17 protein-coding genes are annotated in these 23291 nt (G+C 45.7%); 6 read left to right on the forward strand and 11 right to left on the reverse strand.

The genetic code is table 11. The features are described 5' to 3' along the window. Nucleotides 1–65: 65 nt before the first annotated feature. The 9 genes from nuoJ to ndhC form a co-directional block, all read right to left on the reverse strand. A complete protein-coding gene (nuoJ, locus tag AAEY79_RS07370) occupies nt 66–797 on the reverse strand; it encodes an NADH-quinone oxidoreductase subunit J (protein WP_101211531.1) in 732 nt (243 codons plus the stop codon). Continuing rightward, the gene (gene nuoI, locus AAEY79_RS07375) at nt 794–1354 is read right to left on the reverse strand and encodes an NADH-quinone oxidoreductase subunit NuoI (protein ID WP_201582253.1); all 561 of its coding nucleotides are present in this window, start codon (nt 1352–1354) and stop codon (nt 794–796) included. Before nuoI ends, nuoJ begins: the two co-directional genes overlap by 4 nt. Nucleotides 1355–1547: 193 nt before the next feature. After that, nucleotides 1548–2534 carry an NADH-quinone oxidoreductase subunit NuoH gene (gene nuoH, locus AAEY79_RS07380; protein WP_037026128.1) on the reverse strand — a complete coding sequence of 329 codons (987 nt, stop codon included), beginning with the start codon at nt 2532–2534 and terminating at the stop codon, nt 1548–1550. A 52-nt stretch (nt 2535–2586) separates the two neighbouring features. Further along, a complete protein-coding gene (gene nuoG, locus AAEY79_RS07385; RefSeq protein ID WP_352287924.1) occupies nt 2587–5664 on the reverse strand; it encodes an NADH-quinone oxidoreductase subunit NuoG in 3078 nt (1025 codons plus the stop codon). A gap of 10 nt (nt 5665–5674) precedes the next feature. Next, the gene (gene nuoF, locus AAEY79_RS07390; RefSeq protein WP_352287927.1) at nt 5675–7099 is read right to left on the reverse strand and encodes an NADH-quinone oxidoreductase subunit NuoF; all 1425 of its coding nucleotides are present in this window, start codon (nt 7097–7099) and stop codon (nt 5675–5677) included. Continuing rightward, nucleotides 7096–7605 (reverse strand): NADH-quinone oxidoreductase subunit NuoE, encoded by a 510-nt coding sequence (gene nuoE / locus AAEY79_RS07395; RefSeq protein ID WP_173239392.1) that lies wholly within the window; start codon nt 7603–7605, stop codon nt 7096–7098. The genes nuoF and nuoE overlap by 4 nt, the downstream gene beginning before the upstream one ends. Before the next feature lie 148 nt (nt 7606–7753). Then, nucleotides 7754–9529: an NADH-quinone oxidoreductase subunit C/D gene (nuoC, locus tag AAEY79_RS07400; RefSeq protein ID WP_057758925.1), complete on the reverse strand. Its 1776-nt coding sequence runs from the start codon at nt 9527–9529 to the stop codon at nt 7754–7756. Nucleotides 9530–9681: 152 nt separating this feature from the next. Continuing rightward, nucleotides 9682–10350, reverse strand: coding sequence for an NADH-quinone oxidoreductase subunit B family protein (locus AAEY79_RS07405; protein WP_101206265.1), 669 nt, complete (start codon nt 10348–10350; stop codon nt 9682–9684). 175 nt (nt 10351–10525) lie between these two features. After that, complete coding sequence (ndhC, locus tag AAEY79_RS07410; protein WP_102091044.1) at nt 10526–11149, reverse strand: NADH-quinone oxidoreductase subunit A; 624 nt, start codon at nt 11147–11149, stop codon at nt 10526–10528. Between the two features lie 968 nt (nt 11150–12117). On the opposite strand from ndhC, the gene AAEY79_RS07415 reads away from it, so the two are divergent. The 5 genes from AAEY79_RS07415 to argB all read left to right on the forward strand — a co-directional run bounded on the left by AAEY79_RS07415 (nt 12118) and on the right by argB (nt 19268). Further along, the gene (locus AAEY79_RS07415) at nt 12118–14151 is read left to right on the forward strand and encodes a UvrD-helicase domain-containing protein (RefSeq protein ID WP_201607489.1); all 2034 of its coding nucleotides are present in this window, start codon (nt 12118–12120) and stop codon (nt 14149–14151) included. Nucleotides 14152–14278: 127 nt separating this feature from the next. Beyond that, on the forward strand, nt 14279–15682 hold the full coding sequence (mgtE, locus tag AAEY79_RS07420) for a magnesium transporter (protein WP_201582257.1): 1404 nt from the start codon (nt 14279–14281) through the stop codon (nt 15680–15682). Between the two features lie 181 nt (nt 15683–15863). Next, nucleotides 15864–16328 (forward strand): dUTP diphosphatase, encoded by a 465-nt coding sequence (gene dut / locus AAEY79_RS07425; protein ID WP_201566347.1) that lies wholly within the window; start codon nt 15864–15866, stop codon nt 16326–16328. A gap of 123 nt (nt 16329–16451) precedes the next feature. Next, nucleotides 16452–18320, forward strand: a complete 1869-nt coding sequence (locus tag AAEY79_RS07430; protein WP_201566346.1) for a phosphomannomutase — start codon at nt 16452–16454, stop codon at nt 18318–18320. Between the two features lie 36 nt (nt 18321–18356). Then, complete coding sequence (argB, locus tag AAEY79_RS07435; protein ID WP_201566345.1) at nt 18357–19268, forward strand: acetylglutamate kinase; 912 nt, start codon at nt 18357–18359, stop codon at nt 19266–19268. Between the two features lie 86 nt (nt 19269–19354). Here the strand turns inward: argB and AAEY79_RS07440 are convergent, their stop codons facing one another. Together AAEY79_RS07440 and AAEY79_RS07445 are read right to left on the reverse strand one after the other, a co-directional pair. Then, the gene (locus AAEY79_RS07440; protein WP_025653085.1) at nt 19355–19726 is read right to left on the reverse strand and encodes an arsenate reductase; all 372 of its coding nucleotides are present in this window, start codon (nt 19724–19726) and stop codon (nt 19355–19357) included. Between the two features lie 36 nt (nt 19727–19762). Further along, nucleotides 19763–20380 (reverse strand): hypothetical protein, encoded by a 618-nt coding sequence (locus tag AAEY79_RS07445; protein WP_025653084.1) that lies wholly within the window; start codon nt 20378–20380, stop codon nt 19763–19765. Nucleotides 20381–20523: 143 nt separating this feature from the next. Between AAEY79_RS07445 and leuS the strand changes: the two genes are divergently transcribed. Then, the gene (gene leuS, locus AAEY79_RS07450) at nt 20524–23211 is read left to right on the forward strand and encodes a leucine--tRNA ligase (RefSeq protein WP_025653083.1); all 2688 of its coding nucleotides are present in this window, start codon (nt 20524–20526) and stop codon (nt 23209–23211) included. Nucleotides 23212–23291 lie beyond the last annotated feature (80 nt).

The raw sequence follows: 23291 nt of genomic DNA on the forward strand, positions 1-23291 counted from the left end.
GCCTGCCACCTCATGGGCAAACGGCACGTTCGACACGTCTTGTGCCACGCTTGCTGCTAGTACCATCAGTCAGACTCCTTGCGCGTGACTTTCTTCATACCCACCTGCATACTTACCTTCTTACCAACGTAGTCATGTGGATCGACATCTTTATATTCGTAGGGTTTAGCCATTTTTACCGCATCATGTTCAGTATGAGTGCTATCGTTATCGTATTGGGTGATACTGCCCACACTGGGCTTAAAGTCCTGACTGTCATTGCCGACAATTTCATCATCACTCGACTCTTTGCCCACATGATACGCAGCCACTAGCGCCGCTAATAATAACAAAGCAGCGACTTCTACCAACATAATATACTTACTAAATAAGGCAGTACCCACTGCTTTAGCAGGAACACTCATACCACCAATAACGGCTGCTTCGTCGTGATTAAGACCAATCAGCGCATAGAGCACAACGGCGATAACGATCGTCAACCCTGTCGGTATTGCCCAAGTGCCTGCATCGAGCCAGCGCTCTTCACGCTCATCATTACTCATACCCAAGTTGAGCATCATAATAACAAAGACGAAGAGCACTAGAATTGCGCCAGCGTAAACAACAATTTCTAACGCCCCAGCAAATGGCGCACCCAGCACAAAAAATATGCCAGCGACCGCCAATAAAGACACAATCATCGACAAAATAGCGTGTACAGGATTGGCATGGGTAACTACCCGTAGACTGGCAAAGATAGCCACCGCGGCAAGCGCATAAAAACCTGCCAGTTCAGGATTGTTCAAGATATTCATCATGGCAGCAAGCTCCTTAGATCAATCGGTGCTGCTTCATTTTGAGCAGCGCCTTTTGGTTTGTCCGCTACCGCCATACCCGTCACACGATAATAGTTATAATCGGGATATTTACCCGGTCCTGAAATCAGCAAATGCTCTTTTTCATAGACCAAATCTTGGCGCTTATATTCACCGAGCTCAAAGTCGGGGGTCATTTGAATCGCGGTCGTCGGACAGGCTTCTTCGCATAGGCCACAAAAAATACAGCGCGAGAAGTTGATACGGAAAAACTCCGGATACCAACGACCATCTTCACGCTCCGCTTTTTGTAAGGAGATACAGCCGACTGGACAGGCCACGGCACATAAGTTACAAGCAACACAGCGCTCATCACCATCAGGGTCGCGAGACAATATAATACGTCCACGAAAGCGCGGCGGTACCAGTACCGGCTCTTCAGGATAAAGGATGGTGTCACGTGGCCTAAGGGCATGACTGTTAACCATCCACATACTGCGTACAATGGTAAACATACCAATGACGATCTTTTTTATGGCCGTAAAAAAAGTTGCTAACATGGAACTTTCCTTTGCATATTTGCAATGCTAAATGATTAGGTTTATCCCAAATATGGATAAAGTTGCTCAACAATACGAGCAATCACCTCATTTCTATCCGAAAAATCACGGATGTATCTACCACAAACAAACTTATAAAATAAGATACGTGTTCTTCATTCCAAACTACCGCAATGATATTACGTCAATGCCTTTAATCCATCATCAGCAATATGACTGCCGCAGTAGCCAATAAATTAATTAGCGTGACGGGCAGGCAGACTTTCCAGCCAAAGTTCATCACCTGATCATAGCGCGGACGCATGAGTGAGCCTCGAGCCAGAATAAACATGGTCATAAAGAATAGCGTCTTAATCATGAACCAAAAAGCGGGTGGAATGAATGGAATATCTAGGTTAAAAGGCGCAAGCCAACCACCGAAGAATAAACATGTCATTAATGCAGAAATCAAAACGACGTTGACATATTCGCCGATAAAGAACATCCCAAACTTCATGCCTGAATATTCAACATGATACCCTTCGGCCAGCTCTTGCTCTGCTTCTGGCTGATCAAATGGATGTCTGTGCGTAACAGCCACACCAGCCACGACAAAGGTCAAAAATCCGAAAAACTGTGGAATGATATACCAGCCATCAATTTGTGACTCGACAATCTCGCGTAAGTTAAATGAGCCGGTCAAGGCGACGACACCCATCAACGATAAACCCAAGAATACTTCATAACTGATGGTTTGTGCCGCAGACCGTAAGCCACCGAGTAACGAAAATTTATTAGCCGATGCCCAGCCACCAAACATAACGGCATAAACAGCGATACCTGCCATCGCAAAGAAAAACAGGATACCGATATCCCAATCAGCCACACCCAGTGTTGGTGAGATAGGAATAACTGCGAACGATGCCAATGCAGTAAACATGGCCACTGCAGGTGCTAGAGTAAATATAAATTTGTCGGTAAAATTGGGCGTCCAATCTTCTTTAAAGAAGATTTTGAGCATATCCGCGACCAGTTGCAAAGAGCCAAAAGGTCCCACACGGTTTGGACCATAACGGTCTTGCCAAAGCGCCAACATACGACGCTCATAGACAATCATCAACGCTGCAACAATGACTACCACTAAAAAGATAACCAAAGATTGTACGACCAAAAAAAGTATCGACCAAGTATCAAAGCTCATGCTACTCGCTAAGAAGCTTGGCACATCAGGGATAATACGGGTAACTTGCATATTACACCTCCTGTGTAGTGGTCGGCGCGTTATCTACTGGCGCTGTATCGTTAGTATTCGCAGTTAAAGAGCTGTCATTAGCCATACTGCCCATCATCGTTACTGGCGCATCAACCTTACGTACTGATGCTGGCATGGATGGATGAATAATACTCACCTGCCCAACCGGATAACCAATACAACCTTCTGCTAGATAACCGACAATCTGTACTGGCAAGGTGATTTGCTGCTTATCAATCTCAATGGCTAAGTAATCACCAGCTGCAATATTCCAGTCTTTGGCATCGTCCATACCAATACGCCATGTCGCGATAGGCAGTTGCTCAGCTACGATTGGGCTACGTGATGCCATCATTGAGCTGGCATAAATATTATAAATAGGCACAAGCTTAGCCTGTCCCTGCTGCATGTCGGTCGTGGTTGCAGACATCGCTTCTGGTGCAACATATTGACGCATGGCTAAACGCTCTAATTGATCAAATAAGCGTACACCGGGATCACCATTTTTTAGACTGCCGCCCACTTTGTCTTGATACTTATTCCACGCTTGCGGTGAGTTCCAACCTGCCGCATTGGCAAAAGGAATCATCGAGCTTGGTGTTTGTTTGCCACTATAGCCTTCCATTGAAAAGGTTAAACCAGTATCCAAATCTTTTGGCTGCATTGGCTCATGGACTGAGATTGGGGCCCGCATGGCGGTACGGCCTGAATAGCGACGCGGCTGACGGGCAATCTTTAGACCCGTCATACGGTAATCAGCATCAGGCGCAGCATTCTTGATACCAGCAAGCTTAGGATGCGTAGCGATTAGTGCATTAATAACATCATCAAGCTGTGTCCAATCGACGTCGCGACCTTCAATACTGCTATGTACCGCGTGCAGCCAGCGCCAGCCTTCTTTGATGCTACTCATCGGATGATAATATTCGTTATCATAAACTTGGAAGAAGCGCTGGGCACGACCCTCAGCAGATATCAATGTGCCGTCCGCTTCTGCAAAACTAGCCGCTGGCAATACGATATCGACATCTTTGTGCCAATCAAGTAGCTGATGATCCAGTGCAATGACGGTCTTATCAGATAATAGCTGCGTTAATTTATTGGCATCGATGGCATCAGTTAGCTGGTTTTCAGCGACGATGACGACATCAAAATCAGTCGCTAACAATTCTTCGACTGACTGACCGCCGAGCATGCAGACACCCATGCTGTTGGCATCAGGAACCGTTAGATAGATACCGGCTTGCGCATGATAGCTATCATTCACTTCTTTTAGCTCAAGCTTGGTTGCAGGCTCACGCTCGACATCGTCTTGTGCTTCTGTATCAACGCCCGTTTCCGGTTTGTTGGGTTTAGCAGACAAGTCTTTGTCTTCGCTTTGCTGAGCAGTTGCTGTTTGTGCTTCAGCGGCGCGAACCTGCTCATTATGTGCCTCAACTTGCTGCTGTTCCGTTGCTTTAATCGCAGCACGTTTTTGTGTTAATGCTTGAGTAATCTGTGCCGCCGCTTCTATTAATGCGGTAGACGACAGGCTAGTACCAGAGATGATTAATGGCTTATCCGCTTGAACCAAATCATAAGCGATCTGCTGAGCCAATGCTTGCATCGCATCCACATTAGCGTCTTGTTCAGCCGCTTGTGGGTCCGCTACTTCTGCTAAATCATCAGCGAAGTTAGCAATTTCATCAGCGACTTTAAAACCAAGTTTAGTGATGTCTTCAGGTGTCGCGACTACGCTCACTTTACTGATGTCTTCTAGCTTGGTTTGGGTCACATCAATGACATAAACTGGGCTTAATGCATCTTGCGCGATACGCTTAACTGGTTCAGCAAGCCAAGGCTGCGTTTGCAGCGCCGCCGCCATTTTTAGGCCTTCGTTCTTTGCGGCTTGGCGTACTGATAGCGCCACTCGTGATGAGGTTTGCGTGATGTCCTCACCTAATACGAGCACTGCATCATGCGTTTCGATATCGGTCATGCTAGGGTTATAAATGCCTTCCGTGCTAAGCACTTCGATGCATTTATTGACCAGTGCTTGTTGCTGATGATTCAGACCTGTTGAGAAGTTATCAAAGCCAACGAGGTTTTTTAGGGCAAAGTTAGTCTCAAGGCTGGCGCGCGGCGAGCCAATACCAATGACTTTTTTATCTTTGATACGTTTGATGGTTTCATCAAGAGCATAGTCGATATTGATTTTGACATGTTTATCATTGATGCGCTCAAGCGCTTGGGTTGGACGATCAGCGCGGTTGACATAACCGTAACCAAAGCGACCACGGTCACATAAGAAGTAACGGTTTACTTCGCCGTTATAGCGGTTTTCGATGCGGCGCAATTCACCATATCTCTCACCCGGTGAGATATTACAACCTGCTGAGCAACCATGACAGATGCTTGGTGCGTACTGCATATCCCATTTGCGGTTATAGCGTTCAGAATGCGTTTTATCGGTAAATACACCCGTTGGGCATACTTCGGTTAAGTTGCCTGAGAACTCGCTTTCAAACTGACCATCTTTATCACGGCCAAAGTAGACGCGATTGTTTGAGCCATAAACACCCAAATCTTCGCCGCCTGCGTAGTCTTTATAAAAACGGACACAACGATAGCAAGCGATGCAACGGTTCATCTCATGGGCGATAAATGGCCCAAGCTCTTGGTTATGATGGGTGCGTTTGGTAAAGCGATAGCGACGACGGCTATGACCTGACATATAGGTCATGTCCTGCAAATGACAATGTCCACCCTCTTCACAAGTTGGACAGTCATGTGGATGGTTGGTCATGAGTAACTCAACCATCGACTTGCGGAATGCTTTGGCTTCATCGTCAGTCACAGAGATGTACATATCATCGCCAGGAGCGACCATACATGACATCACGAGGCGACCGCGACCCGCTTCCATATCTTCTTTATTTTGGAATTGCTTGACCGCGCACTGACGGCACGATCCTACTGAGCCAAGGGCTGGATGATAACAAAAATACGGCACATCAATGCCGAGTGATAAGCAGGCTTGTAGTAAGTTGTCGCTGCTATCTACTTCGACAGTGGTTCCATCAATATGTATGACTGCCATGCCGCTCTCCTTATTTCACTGCTGGCTGTTGGTTGGCTGCCGCATCAATCACATCGACACCAACCGCCTGCGCGATTTTTTGATCAAACTCTGGACGGAAATATTTAATCGCACTCATTAGTGGTTCCATCGCACCTGGTGCATGGGCACAAAACGTCTTGCCAATCCATAAATCACGCGTCAGGCCCTCTAGTTTTTCGACATCGCCCACTTGTCCCTCACCGTTATTGATAGCGGTCAGCAATTTGACGCCCCACGGTAAGCCATCACGACACGGTGTACACCAGCCGCACGACTCGCGTTGAAAGAAAATCTCAAGGTTACGAAGTAACGGCACCATATCTTGCGACTCATCGACGACCATGATAAGCCCAGTACCCATACGGCTACCCGCTTCTTGAATGGTGTCAAAATCTACGACCACGTCCAAATGTTCTGCAGTCAAAAAGTCAGTCGAGGCGCCGCCCGGTAACCAAGCCTTCAGCGTTTTACCATCTTTCATACCACCGGCTAAATCTTCAATGATTTCGCGAGCCGTATAACCAAAGGGTAACTCCCAGAGGCCTGGATCATTGACCAAGCCTGAACAGCCAAATAATTTGGTGCCTGGCGTTTTACTTTTGCCTTTTATTTCAGATAACGACTGATACCACTCAACGCCGTGATTCAAAATCGCTGGCATATTACATAGAGTTTCAACGTTATTGACAACCGTTGGACGACCCCATGCACCAGAGATTTGTGGAAACGGCGGTTTGGTACGTGGGTTAGCACGGCGACCTTCTAAGCTGTTAATCAATGCGGTTTCTTCACCGCAGATATAACGCCCAGCGCCAGTATGCACATGCAGATTGAAGCTAAAGTCTGAGCCAAGAATATTGTCGCCCATTAGATTATTGGCCAGACATTCTTCAATAGCCGCAACCAAACGCTCAGCAGCCAATATATATTCACCGCGGATAAAGATATAACCGTCAGTGGCGCCAATCGCATAAGCGGTGATTAGCATACCTTCGATAAGCTGAAACGGTAGACGCTCCATGAGCAGACGGTCTTTAAACGTGCCCGGCTCCATTTCATCAGCATTACAGATGAGATAACGCGGCAAACCGTCCGGCGGCGACATAAATGACCATTTAAGACCAGCGTTAAAACCTGCACCGCCGCGACCTCGAACATTGGCCGCTTTAATCATATTGCCAACGTCTTTAGGCGACTTAGATAACGCTTCTTTTAGACCTGTAAAGCCTTTTAGAGACTCATAAGTGGCTAAATCAAGCACCGCATCATGATGGGCTAAACGCCAAGTCAAAGGCTTGGTTTCGCTAGTGGCGGTTGCTTTATCGCCATAGATTGGAACACGCTGTGCATTTAGCTGGCTTGGCGCTTGGCCTTGACCGCGACGAGCAATTTGCTCTGAAATCGTTAAACTCATGCGTATAGCTCCAATAATTGCGCGACCTCGGAGGGCTGGACAGGGCCGTAAGTGTCTTCATCAATCAGTACCGCTGGTCCCTTATCACAGTTGCCCAAGCAGCAAATCGGTAATAGCGTAAAACGACCATCAGCAGTCGTCTGGCCGTACTCAATATTTAATTGCGATCTGATTTCAGCCGATAACGCCTCATAACCGGTCAAATAACAAGCCACTGAATCACAAATGAGAATGACGTGACGACCGACAGGCTGACGATAAATACGGTTAAAAAACGTGGCAACACCGTCCATATCTGACATCGGAATATCTAAGATATTAGCAATAGCATTCACTTGCGCATCATCGACCCAACCGTTGCGCTTTTGCACGATTTTTAGCGCGTCTAACGAGGCAGCACGTGCTTGTGGGTAATGGTGCATAAACTCATGAATGGCAGCAATTTCCTCAGCAGTGAGGATACTTGCCACATCTACTTTTGGCATTTTATCGGAAACAATTTTCATAATCTTTTATCTTTCCTCACTCATCACGCTTTATCACACTACAACGACTGTCTAAACATTGACTATCATTGCACTGAAATATTACAGCATTTTGGTGTGCCATTTGGCAGTAATATATTGATGAACAAATACTTTTGAAGCAGCGGCTCTAACGATCACAATCCGCCATCACGATATCAATCGATGCCAAATACATAATGGCATCAGAAACCAGCGAGCCATTGATGACCGATGGCATCTGCTGCAAATGCGCAAATGTCGGCGTACGAATACGGGTACGATAGCTCATCGTGGCCTTATCTGAGGTGATGTAATAACTGTTCAGACCTTTAGTCGCCTCGACGATCGTTGTACATTCGCCCGCTGGCATCACAGGACCCCAAGATACTGAGATAAAGTGATTAATAAGCGTTTCGATATCATTCAATGTACGGTCTTTTGGCGGAGGTACGGCCAGCGGATGATCCGCTTTGTAAGGACCTTGTGGCATATTGTCCATACATTGACGAATAATACGCAATGACTGACGCATCTCTTCAACTTTGACCATACAGCGATCATAAGCATCACCGTTGTAACCAACTGGCACTTCAAAATCGTAATTCTCATAGCCCATGTATGGACGCGCTTTACGCAGGTCGAAATCAACGCCTGTCGCGCGCAGACCAGCGCCCGTCACGCCCCAAGCAAGTGCTTGCTTAGCATTGTACTGAGCAACCCCTTGAGTACGGCCTTTGAGCACGCTGTTTTGCAATGCTGCTTTGACATACTCGTCCAGACGTTTTGGCATCCAATCTAAGAACTCACGTACCAAACGCTGCCAGCCACGTGGCAAATCAGCAGCAGTACCGCCGATACGGAACCAAGCGGGATGCATACGATAGCCAGTCACGGCTTCGATAACGTCATAGGCTTTTTGGCGATCGGTAAACATATAGAATACAGGGGTCATACCGCCCGCATCCTGAATGAACGTACCGACGAATAGTAAATTATTGGTGATACGGAAAAACTCGCTCATCATCACGCGGATAGTTTCAGCGCGCGGTGGAATGGTAATTCCAGCCAACTTTTCGACCGACATGATGTACGGTAGCTCATTCATTACACCGCCGAGATAATCAATACGGTCGGTATAAGGAATAAATGAATGCCAAGTTTGGCGCTCAGCCATCTTTTCTGCACCGCGATGGTGATAGCCGATATCAGGAATACAATCGACAACTTCTTCGCCATCGAGCTGTAGTACCAAACGGAATGCACCGTGAGCAGAGGGATGGTTAGGACCGATGTTCAAGAACATAAAGTCTTCATCACGACCTGAACGCTTCATGCCCCACTCTTCTGGGACAAAACGTAGGTTTTCTTGCTCGTATTGTTGCTTGGCGGTATTCAAGAAATACGGGGTAAATTCAGTCGCCCGCGCATGATACTCTTTACGCAGTGGATGACCTTCCCAGTATTTTGGCAACAAGATACGGGTCAAATGCGGATGACCTGTAAAGACAATACCGAACATGTCCCACACTTCACGCTCATACCAGTTGGCATTTGGCCAAATATTGGTGGCGCTCGGTACATTGACATCGTCTTCGCTTAGCGCGACCTTGATGCGTACATCACTATTGCGCTCAAGCGACATCAAGTGATAAAACACCGTAAAATCACTGTCAGGCAAACCTGCGCGATGCTGGCGTAAACGCTCATCTATCGCTGACAAGTCAAATAGCATGACGTAAGGTTTAGGCAGTTTGCGCAAGAATAAAAGAATATCTAATAAATCAGCACGCGCCACCCAAACCGTTGGAATCTCATCCACAGTCTGCTGCACGACAAATTTACCAGCATACTTTTGCTCCAGCTCTGTGATGACTGCTGGGACGGGCTTGATCTTAGGATCTATGTTTTCGACTACCGTGACCATGAATGATGTATTCCTTCATTAATCATAACTGAACTATGTTAGTCATAACCGAACTATGTCAACCATAACTGAGCTATGTTAATCATAACCGAACTATGATAAGCGCATAAAATATTGAAACTGTTGCTACAAGTCTAAATGCTGTTTGAAACTTAAATACTGTCTGGGCTGCGCAAGTTTTTGACAGCAATACGATCTGCCTGCTTGCGGTCACGCTCAGGCGTCATTTGCGGCTGATAGATACCCTGCTCATTGACATGGATACCCAGCGGACGACGCTCTTTAGTAATAGATTCTTGTAACAACATCAAACCCTGAATAAGCGCTTCTGGACGCGGCGGACAACCTGGCACATAGACATCAACAGGGATAATCTTATCGACACCTTGTACGACAGAATAAATATCATACATGCCGCCCGAGTTGGCACAGGCACCCATTGAGATGACCCATTTTGGCTCAAGCATTTGCTCATAAAGACGCTGGATAACAGGGGCCATTTTGACAAAACAAGTACCCGCGACGATCATGACATCCGCCTGACGAGGCGAGGCACGAATAACCTCTGCCCCAAAACGTGACAAATCATGAACGGCGGTTAAGGTAGTAGCGTATTCAACATAACAGCAAGAGGTACCAAAGTTAAATGGCCAAAGTGAGTTCTTACGCCCCCAGTTTGCTGTTGAATGAACGAGGTCTTCGAGACGACCCATAAAGACGTTTTTATTCACTTCATCTTCGATAGGATCATTGACCGTTTGACTGGTCTGTGCAGGATAGGTATCTGCATCGGGGTTGGCTTTTGTTAATGTGTATTTCATAACATACAACCTTCATATTAGGCTTGGCGTGGCAATCATCTTGCTCGCGCTGTCACCATAACTTTTATGATAAATAAGTGGCTAATCATCAGCGATCATTAATACAAACAGAACTGACGCTTTCATGCTTTGCTGCTCGTTTTTGCAAACGCTATAAGCTGAGCATCAACTGCTATTAACGTTCAGTTTTGTCCTGCTGAGCAGACGTCGCAAAATCCACAGAAGTAACGTTACCCGTGGTATTAATATGATCGATGTTTTGTAGATGACGACGATTGGTCTCAATATTGTTTGAGACATTGATTTGACCGGATGACTGCGCTGGCACTTTACCTGTCGGATCGACCATTAGCTCATGAGCACCATCAAACTTGGTGATGTCTGCCAGATTAAAGCCTGCAGGCGCCGCATATAAGCGTGCTTTTTTGCGTAGCTTGTCAGCAGGTGCCCAGTTCATCGCACCCAAGCTCAGCTCATAAATCAAACCGATAATCAGAATAGTGATAAACGTGCCAGCGGCGGCAAAGCCAAGCCAACCCGCCTCTCGTACCGAGACAGCATAAGCGTAGAGATATAGCGCCTCTAGATCAAAAATCACAAAGAAGATTGCGACCAAATAAAATTTGGCAGACAAACGAATACGGGCGTTGCCAGATCCGACAACACCCGCTTCAAATACTTCTTCCTTTTGTGAGCCTTGAGAGCGACCGCCAAGTAAGCGCGGTACGACCAGCATAAAGACAACTAGCCCAATGGCGGCTAAGATAAAAGCAATGGCTGACCAATTAAAAGCAGACATGATAATACGTGCTCCTCACCCAATCGAGTGTTAGACACAGCGCAAGCACTGACCCACTCAGGCCATGTTGCGACAGGTATAACGCAGACGAAAACACAAAGTGACTTTATTTAAGTAATTGTCACTGCACTTCAGTAACTGTCACTGTGTTTAAGTAACTGTCATTGAGTCACATGTTAGGTATTTTGCTAGTAACAACCAATTATCAAGTGTATTGACGACGATGTCAGACATAACCAACGGCAGGGATTCCGATATACGCACGGAAACATGGCTGGTCGTCTAACGCATCTTCTAAAAACGTAAGATCAACTTATTAAATCAATATCATATTCGATAGTTTACTTAATTGATTTAATAGCTCATTACACGTAGTCAATAATGACGAGACAACTGGCATAAATTATGTACGTACTATACGCATATCAGTGTCCAAAAGCTAGTTTTTAACTGTATTGAGCGGTCATTTTATATGTAATAAAACATGTTTTTTTTATTATAAATTATGATATAGACGTTACCTTATATTGATGTCAAATAATTATATTTTATGGTCAACTGTCATCAATTTTTACCGCTAGCCACTGTTAGCACTTTAGCTGCCAAATACTGCATGCTTTATCATGCCACTATCATTAGCTAACTCCTTCCCCAAAGTGGTGATTTTTGCTTTATAATAGCCCACCTAATTTCAATGACACATAGTCAATAAACTGTAGATTTTATTAGCGTTATTATCTGATTTATGTATTTAAAAATATCGCTCCGCTATCAATTTTAATGATATATACCGCGCTCTTTTAGCTATGCGGCTATAGTCTACCCACTATAAAATCACTACAGCCTCGACCTCGATTACTATACTAAGGTATAGCTTGCATTCGGTTTCCTTGTCTTGTACTGATGTTATTTTGGACTGACTGTCTTAGCTCTGCCCTCTTTTTTGCTTTTGTCTTACAGGTCACCTTATGAGTCAACTTAATCCCAAACAACAAGAAGCGATGCTCTACGTATCGGGCCCATTGCTCGTACTAGCAGGTGCTGGCTCCGGTAAGACGTCGGTGATTACGCGCAAGATTGCGTATCTGATCGAAGAATGCAACATGCCAGCTGAGCGCATCACGGCGGTGACCTTTACCAATAAAGCGGCGCGTGAAATGAAAGCGCGTGTCAGTAAATTGCTACCAAGCGATAAGATGCGTGGCCTAACGGTATCAACTTTTCACCAATTTGGTCTGCAATTTTTACGCTATGAGCTGATTCATACGCCTCTAAAAGGTAACTTCTCTATCATGGACAGCGACGATAGTAAGCGTTTGCTGATGGAGCTGATGATGCGTGACAACTTAAGCGGTGCGGAAAGTCGCGAGCTGGTTGGCAAGGCCATTAAATTCATTTCTGACTGGAAAAATGATTTGGTTGAACCTGACAAGGCGATGGAAACCTTAGACGACCCAGAAGATATGATTTTTGCCACCCTATATGCATTATACGAGCGTAATTTGCGGGCTTATAATGCCGTCGATTTTGATGATTTGATTGTCTTGCCAACCAAAATCCTGCGTGAAAATCGAGAGCTGCGTGATAAATGGCAAAACCGTATTCGTTATTTGCTCGTCGATGAATATCAGGATACCAATACCGCGCAGTATGAGATGATTAAATATTTGGTCGGGCCACAAGGGCGCTTTACTGTCGTTGGTGACGATGACCAATCTATCTATGCGTGGCGAGGCGCTAAGCCTGAAAACATGGCGCTACTAAAAGAAGATTTTCCAAAGCTTAAAATCGTCATGCTTGAGCAAAACTATCGCTCGACCACGCGCATCTTGACCTCTGCTAACGCCGTTATTATGAATAACGAGCATTTATTCGAAAAGAAACTGTGGTCAGATAAAGGGCAAGGCGAAAAGATTCGCATTATTAATTGCCGTAATGACGACGATGAGTCTGAGCGCGTGGCAAAAGAGATTGTCACGCATAAGCTACGTTTCGGTAATGAGTGGGAGCAGTATGCCGTTCTGTATCGCAGTAACTTTCAGGCGCGCATGCTGGAGGCGCAATTGCGCCAGTTGCAAGTGCCTTATAAGCTATCAGGCGGTCAGTCGTTCTTTGCCCGTAGTGAAATCAAAGACATCATGGGTTATCTGCGTCTTATCCTAAACCCAGAAGACGACAGTGCATTTTTACGTATTATCAATACGCCCAAACGCGGCATGGGACCGGCAACGCTGGAAAAATTAGGCTTGTTTTCGCAAGAGCATAGCATCTCATTATTAGCCTCTTGCACGCACGCCGGTCTTGCTCATGTCTTGCCGTCTAAAGCGTATGGCACGATAAAAGAGTTTGGTGAGTTCATTGAGCATTATACTCGCGAGCTGGATCAACACCCTGACCCTGTGCCAATCGTGCGCCAGATGATTGATGAGACCGGTTATATTGACTTCGTGCGTAGCGACGCCAAAACGCCGCAACAAGAAAAGAACCGTATCGATAATATCGATATGCTTTATACCAGTATCCAATCGTTGATTAATCGCGCGGAAGAAGATGAAGACCGGACGATTGATACCATTATTCGCAAGCTGGTGTTACTCGACATGCTTGAGCAACAGCAAGAAGAAGAAAACACCAACAAGGTCAACCTAATGACCTTGCATGCGGCAAAAGGTCTGGAGTTTGATTTTGTTTATATCATGGGCCTTGAGGAAGAGATGCTGCCACATCGCAACTCTATCATGAGCGAGACGGTCGAAGAAGAACGGCGTTTGATGTATGTGGGTATTACCCGAGCCCGTCGTGAGCTGACGTTGACTTTAGCGACTCAGCGCCGCGCCGGTGGGCAGATGCGCGTGACCTCTGAATCACGCTTTTTAGATGAATTACCAGAAGATCATATCGACTGGCCAGCCAAAGCGAAAAAGAAAAAAGCGACCAAAGATCCAGAAGCCGTCGCTGATGAATATTTGGCCAATATTCGTGCCTTACTGGGTAAACGCTAGACCGATAAAAATCGTAACATGGCTAGTGGCTAGAACATGCATTAGCCATGTTACATTGAGCGCCACACCATTAGCATGAGGTTAATGGTTGGCAAAAAAACTATTCACTCACTATTTTGGAACGATTATGCCTGCTCCCACGCCTACTCCTGATCGTCAGCCAACCTTGCAGGCAGATTATAATCCGTTAGAATATAGTGCCGAATATAAGCTGTTATATCTACAGGAACTGGTCGCTAAAGACTCGCATAGCGACATCGCTGAGTTCTTAATCAAGCAGTCAGAGTATGAGATTGCCAACCTACTCGAATCCTTCCCGACGCAAGCGCGGCGCATTATCTGGGCGCAAGTCCCTGACAACTTAAGAGGTGAAGTCCTCGCTGAGCTGGACGTAGATACGCGCCAGCCCTTGATGGAAAACATCTCTTCAAAAGAGATATCGCTTTTTACCCAAGACCTTGATGCGCAAGATATCTCTGAAATTCTAGACACCGTTACTGAGAGCGTGCGTACCTCAGTCATGGCGACTTTAGATGAAGATATTAGGATTCAGGTTAATAAGCTCGATACCTATGCCGACTGGGAAGTTGGTAGCTATATGGATCCCGACCTCATCCAAGTGAAGGATGATATTAGTCTGGCGCAAGTACAGCAATGGCTGCGCGAAAACGACGACTTACTTGATGATCAAAGCCAAGAGCTACTGGTCGTCGATCAAGGTCAGCAGTTACTTGGGCTACTCAGTCTGGTCGACTTGATCAAGCATGATCAAAACACCTTGGTCTCCGCGCTGATTGATAATGCGATTACCATTAACGACCGCTTAGACATTCAAGATGCTGCCGCGATTTTTCGTTCAGAAGACATTCGTTTTGCGCCAGTGATTAATAGTCATGGCGAGCTGGTTGGTCAATTAAATGGCGAAGACATCATGGAAATTATCCAAGATGATGTCGACAGCACCATGAAAAATCTTGCTGGTGTCAGCCAAGATGAAGAGCTGTTTGCGCCTATTTTAACCAGTGCCAAAAGCCGTAGTATTTGGCTTGGCATCAACTTGTGTACCGCGCTTTTAGCCGCAGCGGTGATTGGTCAATTTGAAGAAGTATTGGCGCAAGTGGTGGCGCTGGCGATATTGATGCCCGTGGTTGCCAGTATGGGCGGCATCGCTGGCTCGCAGACGCTGACCGTGGTCATTCGCGGTATGGCGATGGGTCAAATCGGTGGTTCTAACCGTCTGTGGTTACTCAATAAAGAGCTGTGGGTTGGTGCGATAAACGGTATCATATGGGCGATAATCATGGCGTTTATCACCCAATTGTGGTTTCATGACATTAAAATTAGCGCGGTAATCGGTTTTGCTATCGCCATTAATATGACTGCGGCCAATGTATCAGGAATCAGTATTCCATTAGCATTGAAGCGCATGAATATCGATCCTGCGCTATCAGCCTCGGTTATTCTAACCACAGTGACTGATATTGTTGGCTTCATGTCGTTCTTAGGCTTAGCCAGTGTGCTGATACTTTAGTGCTGACGCTTTAGTGCTGATATTCCAGCTACAGTCTATTATTTTCTTTTACGTCAAAGGCATTATTATGTCTAATTTGAAAATCTGAAGTATTAGAAAGTTAAAATATTTACCATTAAAATATTCTGTTTATAAAACATGAAATCAACTTAAATTAAAAAAATCGTTAAGTGAGTGCGTTATGCAAGCTGTACAAGTTAAAGTCTTAAACCCTAAAATCACCGAAGACAAAGCGTTTTCTCTTCCTACTCGCGCCACTGATGGCAGTGCCGGCATTGATTTACGCGCTTGTATCGATGAACCTTTGACGATTAAAGCGGGTGCAACGCATTTAATAGGTACAGGTCTTGCCGTTTATATTCAAGACCCTAATTATGCCGGAATGATTTTGCCGCGCTCAGGTCTAGGTCACAAGCACGGTATCGTCTTGGGTAATTTGGTCGGCTTGATTGATGCGGATTATCAAGGTGAGCTGATGGTTAGCATTTGGAATCGCAGCAACGAAGACTTTGTGCTCAATCCAGCAGAGCGTATGGCGCAATATGTCGTCGTACCCGTTGCCCGTCCTGAGTTTGAAGTGGTGTCTGAATTTAGTGACGAAAGCGCGCGCGGTGCGGGTGGTTTTGGACATTCTGGTCGTCAGTAGCATTGAATATAAGCATTAAGCATTATTGGATTTTCATTTAGCATCAATCGCAGCAATAAAAATAATCAGCGATTTTTTGTTTCACCACTAGCCCATTTATTACGACTATAAGGAGAGTAAGCGATGCCGTCTTTTGCTGCGCAGCACTCCTTATTTCGTGCTTATGATATTCGCGGCGACGAGCAGTACTTTACGCCAGATTTTATAAAGGCTTTGGGCAGCGCCTTTGTACGACTTTATAAAAGCTACCATGCTGCCAAACATGGCAAGCTCATTGCTAATGGCGATACTGCTAACAGCGATATTTGTAAAAGCCATGCTAAACCGCATCATACACCAAAAGAAACCACGGTCATCATCGGCTATGATGTACGCTGCGATAGCGATAGCATGGCTCAGGCATTAGCGGCCAGCCTGCAAGAGCAAGGCCTGCAAGTGATTAATTTAGGCTTGGTCACTACACCGATGATGGCATTTTGGACTGAGCAATACGACGGTCATGGCATCATGGTCACCGCCAGTCACTCTGCCAAAGGCATTTTGGGTATCAAGTGGCTGGTTGGCAACGCCTCTCCTAGTGCCGAAGATATTCAGTTGCTTTATCAAGATTTGACAGCGTTTGCGGCTAACCAACGCAACAATCAAAATGACAATAACAGTGACAATGGCAATGACAGCCCTAAACTCTCAAATGCATGCCACAGTGATGACGCTACAGCACCGTCGATATTATCCGTTATAGGCTTGCCCACTGATATTGTGGCAGCGCCTTATATTGATGCCATTGCCGATGTATTTATCAATATTTATCCCGATCAAAGCCTATCTGCTAGCAACAAACGAACCTTTAAAAAACTTGATCTAACCATCGTTATTGATTGTATGCATGGGGCGACCAGTAGAATCGCCCTACCGTTATTCACGACCTTCTGTCAGCGCGTTATCATCATCAATGACACGCCTGATGGTAGCTTTCCTATGGGCAACCCTGACCCTACTGAGCCGAATCGATTGGCCGAACTGCAACAAACCGTCATCGTAAATACTGCCGATATTGGTCTGGCATTCGATGGCGATGGCGATCGATTAATGATTGTCGACAACAGCGGTAAAGTGATTATGCCTGACCATCTACTGTATTTGCTCGCCTCAGTTGCCATTAGCGAGCGTCCAGAACCGTGGCAGGCTGATACCGTGAGCCCGCAAGTACTGTTTGATATTAAATGCTCACACCATCTGCCTATGCTCTTAAGCGACTTGGGGGCGACTCCCATTCTAAGCAAAACCGGCAGTAGCTTAATGCGGCAACAGCTGCGGGTCGATGACAGTCAAATCCTATTCGCAGGCGAGTTATCTGGACATTTTATTTTTAACGACGGTTATTTTACTGCTTATGATGATGCGATGTACGCCGGCTTACGGCTGCTGCATTGGCTGGTATATACAGCGGCGCTTGCTGATAACGCATCAGCCGCCGTTGGTCTATGGGGCGAAGCCATTGAGACCTCCCGCCCTCCTCGGTTGACTGATATCACCCGTCAATTACCGACGTTGGTCAGTACAGCGGATCATTATTTACCTTTACCCAATAGCGCGTCTCTACAATGCCCAATCGTGCAACAGTTAGCAGAATTTTGTTATTATCTACAACGTTTGGTTACGCCGCCTTTTGATGACGTCGACAATACCTTGGCTGCGGCTCATGGCTCATCATCATGCTCTTGTGTGTCGAGTGTCGAGCATACGACCTTAGCCCAAGCCAAGCAATTGTTACCGAGTGGCACTCGGCTGACCTGTATTGATGGCGTACGCTTAGATTTCGCTCATGGTTTTGGCGTATTGCGCCAATCAAACACCAGTCATCATTTGACCGTGCGCTTTGCTGGCGACAGCTTAGCGGATTTAAAAGACATACAAGCACGCTTCGTCGCGCTCTGCCGTCCCTTTGATAAAAATTTGGCAGCGCAGATTGCAGACCTTATTTCTGAATAACCAGCCTTTTAAACCCATATCTTTTAGGAGTTAGTCATGACGCTTAATCTGGATGAAGCCAAAATCACCGCTGAAGTACTAACCACAGCGCTGCCCTATATTCAACGCTTTGTTGATAAGCTCATCGTGGTCAAATACGGCGGCAACGCTATGACAGACCCCGCGCTAGAAAGCTCATTTGCCCGCGATATTGTCTTGCTAAAAACGGTTGGTATGCACCCTGTCGTCGTACACGGCGGTGGTCCGCAAGTAGATAATCTGCTAAAAGAACTAGGGCGCCAGTCGGATCGTATCGACGGTATGCGCGTGACTGACAAGAGCACCATGGATATCGTCGAGATGGTACTAGGCGGCGGCGTCAATAAATCTATCGTCAGCTTAATTAATAAACATGGTGGTAGCGCTATTGGACTTACCGGTAAAGACGCCAACTTAATCTTAGCCAAAAAGCTAATGATGGAAAAAATTGGTGCAGATGGTGTTGCGGTGCCCGTTGATTTAGGTTTTGTTGGTGATGTGGTCAGCGTCAATAAAGACGTGATTAATATGCTTATCTCCTCCAACTTTATCCCTGTTATCGCGCCGCTTGGTGTTGATAGCGAAGGCAATACCTACAATATCAACGCTGATTTGGTCGCGGGAAAAGTCGCTGAATTTTTGCAAGCTGAAAAGCTCATGCTCCTAACCAATATCAAAGGGGTATTGGGACGCGACGGTGAAGTCGTGACTGGACTTACGCCAAAGAAAGTCGATGGTCTTATTGAAGATGGCATTATCTCAGGTGGTATGATTCCTAAGATTCAATGCGCGCTTGACGCAGTACGTAGCGGCGTAAAAAGCGCGGTTATCGTCGATGGTCGTGTCCCGCATGCCACGCTGTTAGAGATTTTTACTAACGAAGGTGTTGGTACGCTGATTAGTCGTGAAATCGATGCTGCCATGAGCTAGCGATAAGCTCTCAAATTCAAATATGAAAAATCCCGAACCTAGTCATTGCTAAGTTCGGGATTTTTTGCACTTGACCAAAATTTCCTTTACGAAAAGTTCATATCGAATGCTTCTTCATCAAAACCGCACAATAAGACCGCCTGATCCTTATTCTTAAGCTGACCTTCGACGATGGGACGTTTAATCATGCTGGTATTTTCGACAAGTAAATCAATGGCATTAGTTACATTAGTATCAGCGGCTTGCTTTTGCTCATCGGTGAGCTTACGCCATGTGGTGCCGCGCTTGTTTAATACTTTATCAATGCCAAGCTCGTTGACCCAACGCTGAAGCGTTTCTTTATCGATACCTTGTTTTTTATAATCATGAAAATCATAGCTGATGCCTAGCTCATCGAGCTTAGTAAAAGCCTTTTTCATCGTGCTACAAGATTTAATACCGTAAATAGTGATGGTCATAATTAATCCTTAAGGGGTTATATTTAGCGCGTACTTTTATTTAATCATAAAAAATAGATAGAAAACTATACAAAGAAAAATCAAGGCTAACAATAACCACTGCACTCTTGGAGTGATCAGTTTAATTCTTTCCATTCCTATAGGCCCATAATGTATAGCGGAACGGCCTTCAGAGGCAAGTTGCACTAAATGCACCACTTCCACTTCATTCAAGATGGCATCTTTATATCTCATAGACCTTATGGGGTATTGTATAATTTTGCCTTGTTTAGGTTGAATCATTAATAGCCAAATTTCGTGGCGCTTGATGACTCGACAATCGATACCTATACACTCAACATCCTGCCACAACAAATATCTCTGTTGTGGTCGGCGCAAGACTTGTAAAATCGTTATCCCTTTATCTGTAATTTGAAAAACGGGCTTACCAGTAATAAAGGCAAATAATACCGTGAATACCGCAACAGCTATCAAAATTATTGATAACCACATCACTATAATGAAAAACCAACCTTCATCTTTTGCGATGGGTAGCCCATAATAATACAGCGGAAAAATTAACAAACCTAAAGCCAAAATCGACAGCATGTGTTTGTTCGATAAATACAAATCAATAGGATACTTTAGTACCTGACCTTTCTTTAGTTTTTGCATGCCGAGCCTTACTGTGGATTCATAAGTTGTTATATACTTCTTAATACTGCTCTATTATTACGTTGCCCCATCGCATTTTTTGCCGATTTGCGCTATTCTAGCGTATCTAATTTCTTATCAAAATATTCAATCTAGAGCCGACTATGAGCAATACTGTGACATCTGATCAATCAGAAAATAATTATTATAACCCACAAGCTATTGAAGCCGCACAACAAGCCAAATGGGCAACGGATAAGCGCTTTGAAGTCAGCAATGAGCCAAGCGACAAGCCAAGTCGTTATATGCTGTCGATGTTCCCTTACCCAAGCGGCAAGCTGCACATGGGTCACGTGCGCAACTATACTATCTCAGATGTGCTGAGCCGTTACTATCGCCTTAAGGGCTATGAAGTCATGCAGCCAATGGGCTGGGACGGCTTTGGCCTGCCCGCTGAAAACGCTGCGATTGCCAATCAGACGCCACCTGCTAAATGGACGTTTGCCAATATCGACAGCATGCGCGCGCAGCTAAAATTGCTAGGTTTGTCTATCGATTGGTCACGTGAATTTGCCACTTGTAGCCCTGAGTATTATCAGTGGGAGCAGTGGTTGTTTTTACAGTTATACAAAAAAGGCTTGGTCTATAAGAAGCTGGCGACGGTCAATTGGGATCCGATTGATAATACGGTTTTAGCCAATGAGCAAGTCATTGACGGTAAAGGTTGGCGTAGTGGCGCGGCGGTCGAAAAGCGCGACATTCCGATGTATTACTTTAATATCACTGATTATGCTGACGAATTGCTTGACGATTTGGATCAATTAGAAGGTCACTGGCCATCAGAAGTATTGACTATGCAGCGCAATTGGATTGGTCGTAGCGCAGGTATGGAAGTGCATTTCCCTTATGAGCTTGCTGGCGAAACCAATACCCTAGATGTATTCACGACGCGTCCTGACACCTTGATGGGCGTCACTTATGTGGCGGTTGCTGCTGAGCACCCATTGGCACAGTACGCCGCTGAGCATGATGAGGCGATTGCCCAGTTTAATGCGCTGTGTAAAAAAGGCTCAGTGGCAGAAGCCGATCTAGCCAAAGCTGAAAAAATCGGTATGGATACCGGTCTTACCGTGACGCATCCACTGACCGGCGAAGAAGTACCCGTATGGGTCGCCAACTATGTGCTCATGAGCTACGGCTCTGGCGCAGTTATGGCAGTACCGGCACATGACGAGCGCGATTATGAATTTGCCGTTAAGTACAAGCTACCAATTAAACAAGTTATCGATATCCCTGCTGGGTATTTTGATGAGTTAGAAGCAGACGCAAAGGCGAACGATGCTGAGATTAATCTTGCCTATACTGAGCGCAATATTTTGGTCAATTCAGGTGAATTTGATGGCTTAGACTTTGAGCAAGCGTTTGAGGCTATGTTAGCCAAACTTGAGCCACAAGAACTGGCCAAGAAAAAAATCCAATACCGTCTCCGTGATTGGGGTGTTTCTCGCCAGCGTTATTGGGGCTGCCCTATTCCAATGGTCAACTGTGAGCATTGCGGTACCGTACCTGTTGAAGAGCAAGATTTGCCCGTTGTCTTGCCGACTGACGTCGTTCCTGATGGTCGCGGTAATCCACTCAAAAACATTCCAGAGTTTGTGAATACCACTTGCCCGAAATGTGGCAACCCTGCTGAACGTGAGACTGACACCTTTGATACCTTTGTAGAGTCAAGCTGGTACTATGCGCGTTTTGCCAGTCCGAATGATGCACAGAACATGGTCAACAAGTCTGCCGCCAATAAATGGCTACCTGTCGATCAATATGTTGGCGGTGTAGAGCACGCCGTCATGCATCTGCTTTATGCACGCTTCTTCCATAAGCTTATGCGCGATGAGTCACTGGTGTCAGGCGATGAACCATTTGCCAATCTTATGACCCAAGGTATGGTGCTTGCCGGTACTTTTTACCGTCTTAATGCCGATGGCAGCACGACGTATTACTTCGCAGAAGACATCGATATCGACTACAACGAGCGTGGTCAACCGATTAAAGCGATTTTAAAAGCTGATGGACAGCCAGTAACCATTGGCAAAATCGAAAAAATGTCTAAGTCCAAAAACAACGGTGTTGATCCACAGATCACTATTGATAAATACGGCGCTGATACCGTTCGTCTCTATACCCTATTTACCGCGCCTGCCGATCAGACGCTAGAATGGTCAGATGACGCGCTAAAAGGCCCTTATAATTTTGTTAAAAAAGTATGGCGTATTGCTACTGAGCATATGCAAGCGCTCACTGAAGCAAACCTAAGCCTTGAGACACTCAATAATGTCGCCTTGAAAACTGATGGCTTAAGCAAAGAAGCGAAAAATTTACGCCGTAAAACTCATGAGACCATTGCCAAGATCGATAGTGACTTGGGTGATCGTCTGGCGCTAAACACGCCCGTATCAAGTTTGATGGAGCTGGCCAACGAGCTGACTGGCTTTAAAGCAAATAGTGAGCAAGACCTACAAGTGCAGCATGAAGCGTTGATTGATCTGCTTATTATGCTATCAGTCTACGCGCCACACGCGGGCGAGCACTTACTTGAGCAGTTAGGGCTGGATACCCTTACCCTGAGCTACCCAGCCGTCGATGAAAGTGCCTTAGTACAAGACATGATCACGATGGTGGTACAGGTCAACGGCAAAATGCGCGGTAAGATGGATGTCGCGCCGAACAGCGACCCTGAACAGCTAAAGGCGCAAGCGCGTGCGATAGAAAGCGTGGCGAAATTCCTAACGGGTGACATCAAAAAAGAAATCGTCGTGCCGAATAAACTGGTCAATATCGTGGTGGCAGGCTAAACTTTTTTAAACGTAGTGTTTTAAGCCTTTTTATCAACATAAGGATAGCGATTATGTCTTGTAAGCAGCGAGCTGTGCAG

The organism is Psychrobacter sp. GW64-MNA-CIBAN-0177, from assembly GCF_040309585.1.
Classification (GTDB): domain Bacteria; phylum Pseudomonadota; class Gammaproteobacteria; order Pseudomonadales; family Moraxellaceae; genus Psychrobacter; species Psychrobacter okhotskensis.

What these genes read in the sequence shown, in the direction of transcription:
- dut (WP_201566347.1), top strand. Translation starts at nt 15,864, where the DNA reads ATGCAAGCTGTACAAGTTAAAGTCTTAAACCCTAAAATCACCGAAGAC.
- nuoE (WP_173239392.1), bottom strand. Translation starts at nt 7,605, where the DNA reads ATGAAAATTGTTTCCGATAAAATGCCAAAAGTAGATGTGGCAAGTATC.
- AAEY79_RS07405 (WP_101206265.1), bottom strand. Translation starts at nt 10,350, where the DNA reads ATGAAATACACATTAACAAAAGCCAACCCCGATGCAGATACCTATCCT.
- AAEY79_RS07415 (WP_201607489.1), top strand. Translation starts at nt 12,118, where the DNA reads ATGAGTCAACTTAATCCCAAACAACAAGAAGCGATGCTCTACGTATCG.
- argB (WP_201566345.1), top strand. Translation starts at nt 18,357, where the DNA reads ATGACGCTTAATCTGGATGAAGCCAAAATCACCGCTGAAGTACTAACC.
- AAEY79_RS07440 (WP_025653085.1), bottom strand. Translation starts at nt 19,726, where the DNA reads ATGACCATCACTATTTACGGTATTAAATCTTGTAGCACGATGAAAAAG.
- mgtE (WP_201582257.1), top strand. Translation starts at nt 14,279, where the DNA reads ATGCCTGCTCCCACGCCTACTCCTGATCGTCAGCCAACCTTGCAGGCA.
- ndhC (WP_102091044.1), bottom strand. Translation starts at nt 11,149, where the DNA reads ATGTCTGCTTTTAATTGGTCAGCCATTGCTTTTATCTTAGCCGCCATT.
- AAEY79_RS07430 (WP_201566346.1), top strand. Translation starts at nt 16,452, where the DNA reads ATGCCGTCTTTTGCTGCGCAGCACTCCTTATTTCGTGCTTATGATATT.
- leuS (WP_025653083.1), top strand. Translation starts at nt 20,524, where the DNA reads ATGAGCAATACTGTGACATCTGATCAATCAGAAAATAATTATTATAAC.
- nuoG (WP_352287924.1), bottom strand. Translation starts at nt 5,664, where the DNA reads ATGGCAGTCATACATATTGATGGAACCACTGTCGAAGTAGATAGCAGC.
- nuoJ (WP_101211531.1), bottom strand. Translation starts at nt 797, where the DNA reads ATGATGAATATCTTGAACAATCCTGAACTGGCAGGTTTTTATGCGCTT.
- nuoC (WP_057758925.1), bottom strand. Translation starts at nt 9,529, where the DNA reads ATGGTCACGGTAGTCGAAAACATAGATCCTAAGATCAAGCCCGTCCCA.
- nuoH (WP_037026128.1), bottom strand. Translation starts at nt 2,534, where the DNA reads ATGAGCTTTGATACTTGGTCGATACTTTTTTTGGTCGTACAATCTTTG.
- nuoF (WP_352287927.1), bottom strand. Translation starts at nt 7,099, where the DNA reads ATGAGTTTAACGATTTCAGAGCAAATTGCTCGTCGCGGTCAAGGCCAA.
- nuoI (WP_201582253.1), bottom strand. Translation starts at nt 1,354, where the DNA reads ATGTTAGCAACTTTTTTTACGGCCATAAAAAAGATCGTCATTGGTATG.
- AAEY79_RS07445 (WP_025653084.1), bottom strand. Translation starts at nt 20,380, where the DNA reads ATGCAAAAACTAAAGAAAGGTCAGGTACTAAAGTATCCTATTGATTTG.